Here is a 10,528-nt window from a genome sequence, read left to right on the forward strand (position 1 = left end):
CGCGTCCCCTGACCCGTGTGCCGCCCGCCGCCGACGCGGGTGGATCTCTCGCCAACTCTAGTTCCGGCAGGCGTCCTTGGTGGTATCCTCGGCCGGATCGGGGGAGGCGGGCACGGTGGTGGCGGACGCGGTGATCACGCGGCTCGGGGTCCGGCGGTGCAGGCGCAGCGACACCACGACCGCCGCGATCGCGACCGCCGTCATCGCGGCGCCCGCCCACGCCGTGGCCGCGTAGCCGAAGTCGAGGTCGATGACCGTGCCGCCGAGCCAGGGGCCGCCCGTGTTGCCGAGGTTGAACGCGGCCGTCGCCGTCGCGCCCGCCAGGGTGGGGGCGGCGCCCGCGACCTCGAACATACGGGCGTTCAGCGCGGGGGCCGTGTAGAAGGAGGAGACCCCGAGGAGGAACGACAGGGTGATCGCGGCGGCCGGGGTCGCGGCGAACAGGGCCAGCGAGGCGAGGAAGACCGTGGACGCGGCGATGCCGCTGAGCAGCACCCCGAAGAGGTGCGCGTCCGCGACCCGGCCGCCGATCGCCGTCCCCACCAGGGCGCCCGCGCCGAAGAGGCCGAGGACCGTCGGGACCCAGCCCTCGGACAGGCCGGCCACATCCGTCAGGAGCGGCGAGAGGTAGGAGAACGCGCAGAAGACGCCGCCCGCCGCGAGCGCCGTCACCGTGATGGACAGCCAGACCTGGCGGTCGGCGTAGATCGACAGCTCCTTCCGCAGCCGCGGGCGCTCGGCGGCGAGCGGGATGCGGGGGATGAGCGTCAGGACACCGGCGAGGGCGACCGCCGAGGCCGCGCCGACCGCCCAGAACGCCGAGCGCCAGCCGAAGTGCTCGCCGAGGAAGGCGCCCGCCGGGACGCCCAGCACGTTCGCGATGGACAGGCCGCCGATCATCACCGCCATCGCACGGGCACGCTGCCCGAAGTCGACCATCGCGACGGCGACGGCGGCGCCGACCGCCCAGAACCCGGCGCAGGCCAGCGCGCTGAGCACACGGGACGCGAAGAGGATCTCGTACGAGGGTGCCAGGGCGCCGGCGACCTGGCCGAGGCCGAAGACGGTGATCAGCGCGATGAGGGTGGTCCGGCGCGGCAGCCGCAGGGTCGCCGCGGCGAGCAGGGGCGCGCCGATGACCATGCCGATCGCGAAGGCCGAGATGAGCAGGCCCGCGCGGGGGATGGAGACGTCCATGTCGTCGGCGATGGGGGGCAGCAGGCCGGAGAGCATGAACTCGCTGGTGCCGAGCGCGAACACGGCGAGGCCGAGCATGTACACGGCTATGGGCATCCGAGCGGCGCGGGGCGGAGCGGAGAGCGGCGGCATGACTGGCGAGAACACCGGGGCGGCGCGGAGCATTCCCTGCGGGGCTGCGAGCGGCGCGGTGGTATTCCCCGCCGAACCGCCGAGGTGCCGCCCGGCGCGGGCGCCTTGAGGGCGCCTTGAGGACGCCGCCGAGGTCGGGGCCAGGGGCGGGTCCCCGGGGCCAGGCACGACCCCGGGCGGGCTCTACGGCTCGGCGGCCGCCACGGCTCGGGAGGCGTTATGGCCTCGCGGGCCCTCCGGGTGGGTCCGGCCGGAGGTGGTGGGCTCTTGGGTGGCCGTCGGGCGGGGTGGTGGCTCGGGGCGGTCTAGTTCGTGTGCCCGGCAGGCTCCCGTCCGGTGGGCTCGGCCGGGGGTGAGTACGTGGTGGGCGGCCGGCTGGTCGGGACTGCGCTCAGGGGCGGCGCAGTTCGTAGGCCCGGTGGGGGGTGCGGTCGGGGAGGCGGGTGAAGCCGGCGCGGGTGAGGACCGACTGGGAGGGGGTGTTGTCGGCGTCCGTCAGGGCCATGATGACGGTGATCTCGGGGTAGGTCAGGGCCCACCGCGTGAGGGCCCGCAGGGCGGTCGTGGCGTAGCCGTTGCCCCGGGCCGCCTCCACCAGGTCGTAGCCGACCTCCACGCGGCCCTCGTCGTCCGGCGGCCCGTGGAACCCCATCGCGCCGACGGCCAGTTCGTCCTCCGTGCGGACCAGGGCGTACATCCCCCACTCGGGCCGGTGCAGCCCCTCGACGTAACCCTCCGCCAGCTTCCCGGCGCCGACCCGCGTCCCCTCCATCGGGCCGCCTTCGAGCCAGGTCAGCCCGCCCGTGCCGCCCGCGGCGAGGTCCATGGCCGCCGCCGGTGTCACCTCGCGCAGCGCCAGCTCCCCGGCGGGCAGGGAGCGGGCGTTGTGCCAGCGCCAGTGCGTGAGCGGCGCGCGTCCCGGCAGCTCGCCGCGGCCCGTGGCCCACAGCAGGACCTCCCACGGCGAGCCCCCCGTCGGCGGCACGTGCGGGAAGAGGTGCCCGAGCACCGCCGCGCACAGCGGCGCGGGCGGCTCCGCGTCGACGCCGAGCGCCCGCGCGATGTCGTACGTGTGGAGAAGGATCTCGGCGACGCCCATCGCGGCGAAGCCCGCCGCGTCCGCGCTGCCCTGCGGGTAGGGGTGGAAGGCGCGGACGCCGCGCGGTGTCGTGCGGACCACGGAGGCGAGGATGCCGCCGGTCGCCTCGATCACCCGGATCGCGCCCTCGGGGTCGGTGTCCTCGTCCAGCGTGACCTCGAAGGGGAGGTAGGACTCGGTGGGCCGGCCGGTCAACTGGCTCGCGTATCCCATGAGGGCGCCCGTGACGTGCTCCGCCGTCCGCAGACAGCTCCAGTCGAGCCCGCCCGCCTTCACCTCCCAGTCGCGGTCCGCCGCCGCGCGCAGCACCCGTGTCGCGTGCGCGACGGCCTCGTCGATCCTGTCCCCACCCATGAGCAGCATGCGAGGAGCGTACGGAGTCCCGCGCGGCGGCGCCCGGCAATTTTCCGGCGTCCACTTTCCGGGGTCGATTTGCGGGCGCCGATCCTCAGGCGTCGAGCAGCGCCAGTTCCGTCGTGAGGTTCTCGCGCGCCGGTGCCTCCCAGTGGGCCGCTCCGTGCGGGGTCCGGAACAGGCGGGGCAGGGCGAGGAGTTGGCGCAGGACGTCCGCCCGGCCCGCGCGGAACACCTCGTCCGGCACGAAGCCGTACTCCTCGCGGACGGCGGCGGCGTAGGCGGCGTACGCGTCCGGGGCTGCCGCAAGGATCGCCAGGTCGGCGTCGCACAGCGCCTCGCCGTTGTGGTCGCCCTCGGCGGGGTCGTGGGTGACGGTCAGGCGGACCAGGCGGGCCACCTCGGACGTCTGGGCGGGCGTCAGGCCCGCCTCGGGCAGGGCGCGTTCGGCCAGGCGGGCCGAGCGTTCCTCGTTCTCGGAGCGCTCGGGCGCGTACACCGCGTCGTGGAACCAGGCCGCGAGCCGGACCAGGTCCGGGTCCCGCGCGTGGTCCTCCAGGGTGTCGAGGTGGTCCAGGACCGCCGTGAGGTGGGCGGTCGTGTGGTAGCGGCGCTGGGGTTCGGCCCAGCGGGCGAGGAGGTCGTCGGCGAAGCGGTACGGGTCGTAGACGCAGCGGTCGGTGTCCTGCGCGCGCAGGAGCGTCGCGAGCCAGCGGTCGCGCAGCGCGGGGCCGCGGTTCGGGTCGTCGGCGGTCTCGTCGTGGGCCATGGGGGGAGGGTAGCCCCTCTGTACCCCCTAGGGGTATCCCTGGGGGTATCCCTGGGGGGCGGGGTGGGGTTGGCTGCGTGCGGGCCGGGCCGGGTGGGTGCCGCTGCGCCATTGCCAGGTGCGGGTCCCTGGGGGTTGGCTTCCGGCATGACCACTGCTGCCGAAGAGACATATGAGCCCGAGCGCGCCGGACGGCTCCTGCTCGCCGAGCGCGACGCCCTGATCCCCCTGTTGCGGTCCGCGCCCGACGAGGCGTACGCCGTGCGGACCTGTTGCCCCGGCTGGACCGTGCGGCACGTGCTCGCGCACTGCGGCTCCGCGCTGATGCGGGTCGTCGAGAACCGGTTCGGTGAGGACGTGTTCAGCGCCGAGAGCAACGACCGGGACATCGCCGAACGCGCCGACTGGTCCCACTCCCGCGTCGTGGACGAACTGGAGCGCGGCATGACCGAGGCGGGGCCCGTCATGGCCGCCGCCAAGGGGAGGCTGGACGGCGTCGCGCTCGGCGAATGGGTGCACGCCGGCGACGTCCGCGAGGCGTGGGGGAAGCCGGGGGCGTACGGGGGCGAGGGGCTCGGGGACGCGCTGACGCTGCTCGGGCAGTTCAGCAGGGGAGGGTTCAGCGCGGCGGCGCCCGGCCTCGCGGTGCACGCGGACGTGGACGGCCGGGACGAGCCGCTGGTCCTCGGCGCCACGGACGGCCGGCGGCCCCCCGCCCGCTACATCGGTGACGGGCCGACCCTCATCCGGATCTGCGCGGGACGGCCGCTGACGGGCACGCGGTACGAGTTGGCGGGCGCCACGGAAAAGGAGCTGACAGTGTTCGGCTGACGAGGATCATGGGGGGATGACCCCCGCATCCCCCGATTCCTCGGCGTCCCCCTATTCCTCGGCGTCCCCCGGTTCCTCCGGTTCCTCCGGTTCCTCGGCGTCCTCCGGTTCGGCCGCGTCCGCCGCATCGTCCGACTCCCCTGCGTCTGCCGGGACTTCCGGGACTTCCGGGTCTTCCGGGTCTTCCGGCTCCCCGGTGTCCCCCGGGGCGCCCGGACCTCTCGTGGCCGCCGATCCGGACGTGCTGCACCCCTTGCCCGGGCAGGAGCGCGTGGTGCTGCTCAAGCCGCTCGTCACGTCACCGCTGATCGAGGTCGGTGACTTCACCTACTACGACGACCCCGACGACCCGACCGCCTTCGAGACCCGCAACGTCCTCTACCACTACGGCCCGGAACGGCTGGTCATCGGCAAGTTCTGCGCACTGGGCCAGGGCGTGCGGTTCATCATGAACGGCGCCAACCACCGCATGGACGGGCCCTCCACGTTCCCCTTCCCGATCGTGGGCGGGTCGTGGAGCGACCACTTCGACCTGATCACCGGGCTGCCGGGGCGGGGCGACACCGTCGTCGGCCACGACGTGTGGTTCGGCTACGGCGCCACGGTCATGCCGGGCGTCAGGATCGGCCACGGCGCGGTCATCGCCTCGCGCGCGGTGGTCGTGGACGACGTGCCGGACTACGGCGTCGTCGGCGGCAACCCGGCCCGGCTCATCCGCCGCCGCTTCGGCGACGAGGACATCGCCCGGCTGCTCGAACTGGCCTGGTGGGACTGGCCGGCCGACCACCTGACCCGGCACATCCGCGCGGTCATGTCGGGCAGCGTGGACGAACTGGCGGCCGTGGCACCGCGTACGGACCCGGCGGTCCCGAAGGCCGACTGACCTTCGGGAGGGGCTTTCCGGCGCCCGCCCCCGCACCGGGTGTCAGTGCCGGTGGCCGTCGCTCGTCCCGGGGGCGGTACCGGTGTCCGCCCCGGCGCGGTCGGCGCCTTTCGCGTGCACCGTGAACGCCGCCGTGCGGACCTTCCCGTCGTGCTTGAAGTCCAGGAACAGGCGGTATGCGCCCGGGCTCGGCGCCGCCGCCGTGAAGGAGACGCCGGGGCCCGCCGCCGTCCTCCCGTCGCCGGGCCCGCCGTTCGGGTGGACGTGGAGGTAGGCCAGGTCCCCGGAGCGCAGGGCCACCAGATGGCCGTACGCGCCCAGGTAGGGCTGGAGGTCGGTGACCGGCTCGCCGTCCTTCGCCACGTTCAGCGTGAGCGCGCCGCCGGCGCCCGTCCGCAGCTCGCCCTTCAGCGTCACGTCGTACCCGTCGACCGTCGCGGTCGTGCTGTGCGCGGGCAGCTTGCGCGACCTGGAGTCGCCCGCCACCGCGAGGTCCGCGCCGAGCGTCAGGCCCTCCTTCGCACCCTCGGGGCGGAAGTCGGCGAAGACGCGGTAACCGCCCGCCTCGGGCAGCTTCACCTCGGTGGACCAGGTGCCGTCCGCCGCCCGGACCGGGTGCAGATGGCGGTAGGTGGTCAGGTCGCGGGAGGCGACGACGAGGTGCAGCTCCTTGCCGTGCTGCGCGCGGTACGCGGTGACCTCGCGGCCCGTGGCGTCCTTGACGACGGCGAACCGCAGCTTCTGCTCGCGGCCCGCGGTGAGCCGTGAGGTCCTGAGGTCCAGCGTGTAGCCGCGCTCGGAGATCTGGAGGCCGCCCGGGACGGCGGCGCCGCGCTCCTCGTGCTTTCCGTGGCCCGCGTGTGCCGCGCCTTCTTCCCCGCCGTGCGCCTGCTCGCCCTCCGGCCGGTCGCCGCCGTGTCCGCCGTGCCGGGCCGCCGGCGCCTTGTCCGTGACCGGGTCGACGGCCTTTCCCACCCCGTACGCCGTACCGAAGGTCGCGGCGACGGCGGCGGCGAATGCGGTGATCTTCAGTCCGGTGTTCATGACGACTCCCTGAGTGATCCCCGGCCGGCTGTTCCGGTCGGACGGACTCGATGCCTTCGACCATACCCCCTAGGGGTATGGCGTCAAGTCCTGGTCCGCTTCGTCCGCTCCTTGCGTCCGATACCCCCCAGGGGTATAAAGGATCTCGTACGACGGATACCCCGGCCCGGTATCGCACCTCTCGCCCACGATCCGAGGAGCCCGCAGACATGTCCACCACCACTCCCGGCACCCCCGAGGCGGCCTCCCCCGCCTCTCCCGCCGCCACCGCAGAAGTGGAACTCGCCATCGGTGGCATGACCTGCGCCTCGTGCGCCGCCCGGATCGAGAAGAAGCTCAACCGCATGGACGGCGTCGAGGCGAGCGTCAACTACGCCACCGAGAAGGCCAAGGTCAGCTACCGCGGCGCGGACGTCTCCGTACAGGACCTGATCGCGACCGTGGAGGCCACCGGGTACACCGCCCAGGAGCCCGCGCCCGTACGGCAGGACGGCGCGCCCGAGCCGGATGGCCCGGACGGCGAGGAGCGGCGGGCCGACGACGCGCTGCGGCCGCTGCGCGAGCGGCTGATCACCGCCGTGCTGCTCTCCGTGCCGGTCATCGCCATGGCGATGGTCCCCGCCCTCCAGTTCGAGTACTGGCAGTGGCTCTCCCTCACCCTGGCCGCGCCCGTCGTCACCTACGCCGCCTGGCCCTTCCACAAGGCGGCCTTCACCAACGCCCGGCACGGCGCCGCCACCATGGACACGCTGATCTCGGTCGGCACCTCGGCGGCGTTCCTCTGGTCGCTGTGGGCCCTGTTCCTCGGCAGCGCGGGCACGCCCGGCATGACCCACCCCTTCGAACTGACCATCGCCCGCAGCGACGGCGCCGGGAACATCTACCTGGAGGCCGCCGCCGGGGTCACCGCCTTCATCCTCGCCGGGCGCTACTTCGAGGCCCGCTCCAAGCGGAAGGCCGGCGCCGCCCTCAAGGCGCTGCTCCAGCTCGGCGCCAAGGACGTCACCGTGCTGCGCGCCGGCGGCCGCGAGGAGACCGTCCCGGTCGGCGCGCTGACGACCGGCGACCGCTTCCTGGTCCGGCCCGGCGAGAAGATCGCCACGGACGGCAGGGTCGTCGAGGGCGCGTCCGCCGTCGACGCCTCCATGCTCACCGGCGAGTCCGTGCCCGTCGAGGTCGGCGAGGGCGACTCCGTCACCGGCGCCACCCTCAACGTCGGCGGCCGGCTCGTCGTGGAGGCCACCCGCGTCGGCGCCGACACCCAGCTCGCCCGCATGGCGCGGCTCGTGGAGGACGCGCAGAACGGCAAGGCCGCCGCCCAGCGCCTCGCCGACAAGATCTCCGCGGTGTTCGTGCCGGTCGTCATCGGCCTCGCGCTCGCCACCCTCGGCTTCTGGCTCGGCAACGGCGCCGGTCTCACCGCCGCCTTCACCGCCGCCGTGGCCGTCCTGATCATCGCCTGCCCCTGCGCCCTCGGCCTCGCCACCCCGACCGCCCTCATGGTCGGCACCGGCCGCGGCGCCCAGCTCGGCATCCTCATCAAGGGCCCGGAGGTCCTGGAGTCCACCCGCGAGGTCGACACCATCGTCCTGGACAAGACCGGCACCGTCACCACCGGCCGGATGACCTTGCTCGCCACCCACACCGCCCCCGGCACCGAGGCCGTCGACGTACTGCGTCTCGCCGGCGCCCTGGAGCACTCCTCCGAACACCCCATCGCCCGCGCCGTCGCCGCCGGGGCGGCCGAGCGGGTCGGCGCGCTGCCCACCCCGGAGGACTTCGCGAACGTGGCGGGCCTCGGCGTGCAGGGCGTCGTGGAGGGGCATGCCGTCCTGGTCGGCCGCGAACAGCTGCTCGCGGAGTGGGCGATCCACCTGCCGGTGGAGCTGGAGCGGGCCAAGTCGCAGGCCGAGGCGGCGGGGCGTACGGCCATCGCGGTCGCCTGGGACGGCGAGGCGCGGGCGGTCCTGGAGGTCGCGGACGCGGTGAAGGACACCAGCGCCGAGGCGATCGCGCGGCTGCGGGCGCTCGGTCTGACCCCGATCCTGCTCACCGGGGACAACAAGGCGGTCGCCGAGTCGGTGGCCGCGGAGGTCGGCATCTCCCCGGAGCACGTGATCGCCGAGGTCATGCCGCAGGACAAGGTCGACGTCGTCAAGCGGCTCCAGGCCGAGGGCCGGTCGGTGGCCATGGTCGGGGACGGCGTCAACGACGCCGCGGCCCTCGCCCAGGCCGACCTCGGCCTCGCCATGGGCACGGGCACGGACGCCGCGATCGAGGCGGGCGACCTGACACTCGTCCGGGGGGACCTGCGGGCGGCGGCCGACGCGATCCGGCTCGCCCGGCGGACCCTGGGCACGATCAGGACGAACCTCTTCTGGGCCTTCGCCTACAACGTCGGTGCGCTGCCGCTGGCCGCGTCCGGCCTGCTCAACCCGATGATCGCGGGGGCGGCCATGGCCTTCTCCTCGGTCTTCGTCGTCGGCAACAGCCTGCGGCTGCGGGGGTTCCAGCCGTTGGCCTGACGGGCCCGGGCGTGGCCTGAGGGGGCCGGGCGGGGTGACCGGGCGGGGTGTTCTGCGCGTAGGCTGGTCAATTGGACTAGACCTGTGTGACGGTGTGGCCCGTGCGGGCCGTGTGACCCGTACGGGCCGTGTGGGCCGGGACCCCGACGAGAGGGGTGCCGACGAGAAGGCCCCCGACGAGAGGGAAGAGACAGCCATGAGCAAGCGTGCAGTCCTGGAGGTGATCGCCCTCGACGCCGAGGACGCCGTCGCCGCCCGGGCCGGGGGTGCGGACCGCCTCGAATTGGTGACCGACATGGCCGCGGACGGCCTCACGCCGACGCGTGAGACGTTCGCCGCGATCCGGTCCCGCGTCGACATCCCGCTGCGCGTCATGCTGCGACTGGCCGACGGGTTCGCCGCCGGCGACGTCGACGCGCTCGTGCGCCGCGCCCGCGAACTCCGGGCGGAGGGCGCCGACGCGTTCGTCCTCGGCTTCCTCGACGAAGCGGGCGGCGCCGACCTCGGCGCGGTCGAGACGCTGGTGGCCGCCCTCGACGGCTGCCCCTGGACCTTCCACCGGGCCATCGACCGCGCCGCCGACCGCGACGCCCTGCGCAAGCAGCTCGCCGACCTGCCCGGCCTGGACACCTACCTCACGGCGGGCGCCCCGGGCGGGGTCGACGACGGTCTGCCGACGCTGCTCGCCGAGGCGGGGCGCCGGGACGAACCGGGCTACGGGCCCCGGCTCCTGGTGGGCGGCGGACTGCGCCTCGACCACCTGCCGCGCCTGAAGGCGGCGGGCATCGACGCGTTCCACATCGGCGGCGCGGCACGGCCCGGGGGCTGGTCGCAGCCGGTCTCGCCGGGGGCGGTCGAGCGGTGGCGGGCGGCGGTCGACGCGTGAACTCGCCGTGGGCGTCACGGGGGGGCTGCGGTGGTGGGTGCGGTCCGGTTCTTTCGCCGCGGGCTGTGGGGGCTGAGCGCGCAGTTCCCCGCGCCCCTGGGGGGTCTCCGCTGGGCCCCTGCCTTTCCCGCGCCCGGGGGCGCTGAGGTACAACTGGGGTTTGAGGGAGGGAAGTTCATGAACGCTCATGCCAGTCGTACGTTGCCCCTCGCCGTCACGCTGCTCATCGGGACCGTCGCGCTCTACATGGCCCTCGTCGCCTTCGGGAACATCACCGACTTCGGCACCAACCAGCAGTTCGTCCGGCATGTCCTCGCGATGGACACCACCTTCAAGGACGACGACCTGATGTGGCGCGCGGTGGAGTCCACCGCGCTCCAGGACGCCGCGTACGTCGCGATCATCGCGTGGGAGAGCGTCGCCGCGCTGCTCCTCGTCGCCGCGACGGTCCTGTGGGCCGGGGTCCTGCGGCGCCGCACGGATCACCGGCGCGCCCAACGCGTCGGCGCCGCCGGTCTCCTGATGGTGCTGCTGCTCTTCGGCGCCGGCTTCATCGGCGTCGGCGGCGAGTGGTTCGCCATGTGGCAGTCCGAGGACTGGAACGGCCTGGACGCGGCGACCCGCGTCGTGACGCTCGCGGGCCTCGCGCTGCTCGTGACCCTGCTGCCGTCCGCCGCGGGGGCCGCGCCGGACGGCGCCAAGGGGCCTGCGGACTAGGGCGTGTTTCGAAAGTAGCGTCGTCCGCCCGCAGGGCGGGCCTGGCGGCGTCTGGTGCGTGCGCTCGCAAGGCGGAGGGTCGCCCCGATAC

9 protein-coding genes are annotated in these 10,528 nt (G+C 74.3%); 5 read left to right on the forward strand and 4 right to left on the reverse strand.

What is annotated here, in order from left to right; genetic code table 11:
* Window positions 1–57: 57 nt before the first annotated feature.
* The 3 genes from ABZ385_RS32260 to ABZ385_RS32270 form a co-directional block, all read right to left on the reverse strand.
* Window positions 58–1,293 carry a Cmx/CmrA family chloramphenicol efflux MFS transporter gene (locus tag ABZ385_RS32260; protein ID WP_358914107.1) on the reverse strand — a complete coding sequence of 412 codons (1,236 nt, stop codon included), beginning with the start codon at window positions 1,291–1,293 and terminating at the stop codon, window positions 58–60.
* A gap of 427 nt (window positions 1,294–1,720) precedes the next feature.
* Window positions 1,721–2,791: a GNAT family N-acetyltransferase gene (locus ABZ385_RS32265; protein WP_358587260.1), complete on the reverse strand. Its 1,071-nt coding sequence runs from the start codon at window positions 2,789–2,791 to the stop codon at window positions 1,721–1,723.
* Window positions 2,792–2,876: 85 nt separating this feature from the next.
* Window positions 2,877–3,551, reverse strand: coding sequence for a hypothetical protein (locus ABZ385_RS32270; protein WP_358587262.1), 675 nt, complete (start codon window positions 3,549–3,551; stop codon window positions 2,877–2,879).
* A 147-nt stretch (window positions 3,552–3,698) separates the two neighbouring features.
* Between ABZ385_RS32270 and ABZ385_RS32275 the strand changes: the two genes are divergently transcribed.
* Entirely contained in the window at window positions 3,699–4,382 is a 684-nt protein-coding gene (locus ABZ385_RS32275) for a maleylpyruvate isomerase family mycothiol-dependent enzyme (protein ID WP_358587264.1), read from the forward strand.
* A 223-nt stretch (window positions 4,383–4,605) separates the two neighbouring features.
* Window positions 4,606–5,265, forward strand: a complete 660-nt coding sequence (locus ABZ385_RS32280) for a CatB-related O-acetyltransferase (protein ID WP_358587266.1) — start codon at window positions 4,606–4,608, stop codon at window positions 5,263–5,265.
* A gap of 42 nt (window positions 5,266–5,307) precedes the next feature.
* Here the strand turns inward: ABZ385_RS32280 and ABZ385_RS32285 are convergent, their stop codons facing one another.
* Window positions 5,308–6,309, reverse strand: coding sequence for a hypothetical protein (locus ABZ385_RS32285; protein ID WP_358587268.1), 1,002 nt, complete (start codon window positions 6,307–6,309; stop codon window positions 5,308–5,310).
* Between the two features lie 209 nt (window positions 6,310–6,518).
* On the opposite strand from ABZ385_RS32285, the gene ABZ385_RS32290 reads away from it, so the two are divergent.
* The 3 genes from ABZ385_RS32290 to ABZ385_RS32300 all read left to right on the forward strand — a co-directional run bounded on the left by ABZ385_RS32290 (window position 6,519) and on the right by ABZ385_RS32300 (window position 10,437).
* Window positions 6,519–8,834: a heavy metal translocating P-type ATPase gene (locus ABZ385_RS32290; RefSeq protein WP_358914108.1), complete on the forward strand. Its 2,316-nt coding sequence runs from the start codon at window positions 6,519–6,521 to the stop codon at window positions 8,832–8,834.
* Between the two features lie 196 nt (window positions 8,835–9,030).
* A complete protein-coding gene (locus ABZ385_RS32295; protein ID WP_358587272.1) occupies window positions 9,031–9,720 on the forward strand; it encodes a copper homeostasis protein CutC in 690 nt (229 codons plus the stop codon).
* Window positions 9,721–9,897: 177 nt separating this feature from the next.
* Window positions 9,898–10,437 carry a DUF2165 domain-containing protein gene (locus tag ABZ385_RS32300; protein ID WP_358914109.1) on the forward strand — a complete coding sequence of 180 codons (540 nt, stop codon included), beginning with the start codon at window positions 9,898–9,900 and terminating at the stop codon, window positions 10,435–10,437.
* The last annotated feature ends 91 nt before the right edge of the window (window positions 10,438–10,528 follow it).

This window comes from Streptomyces sp. NPDC005898 (assembly GCF_040629635.1).
Classification (GTDB): Bacteria; Actinomycetota; Actinomycetes; order Streptomycetales; family Streptomycetaceae; genus Streptomyces.

Coding starts and splice junctions, on each gene's coding strand:
- ABZ385_RS32300 (WP_358914109.1), top strand. CDS start 9,898: ATGAACGCTCATGCCAGTCGTACGTTGCCCCTCGCCGTCACGCTGCTC.
- ABZ385_RS32285 (WP_358587268.1), bottom strand. CDS start 6,309: ATGAACACCGGACTGAAGATCACCGCATTCGCCGCCGCCGTCGCCGCG.
- ABZ385_RS32270 (WP_358587262.1), bottom strand. CDS start 3,551: ATGGCCCACGACGAGACCGCCGACGACCCGAACCGCGGCCCCGCGCTG.
- ABZ385_RS32260 (WP_358914107.1), bottom strand. CDS start 1,293: ATGCCCATAGCCGTGTACATGCTCGGCCTCGCCGTGTTCGCGCTCGGC.
- ABZ385_RS32290 (WP_358914108.1), top strand. CDS start 6,519: ATGTCCACCACCACTCCCGGCACCCCCGAGGCGGCCTCCCCCGCCTCT.
- ABZ385_RS32275 (WP_358587264.1), top strand. CDS start 3,699: ATGACCACTGCTGCCGAAGAGACATATGAGCCCGAGCGCGCCGGACGG.
- ABZ385_RS32265 (WP_358587260.1), bottom strand. CDS start 2,791: ATGCTGCTCATGGGTGGGGACAGGATCGACGAGGCCGTCGCGCACGCG.
- ABZ385_RS32295 (WP_358587272.1), top strand. CDS start 9,031: ATGAGCAAGCGTGCAGTCCTGGAGGTGATCGCCCTCGACGCCGAGGAC.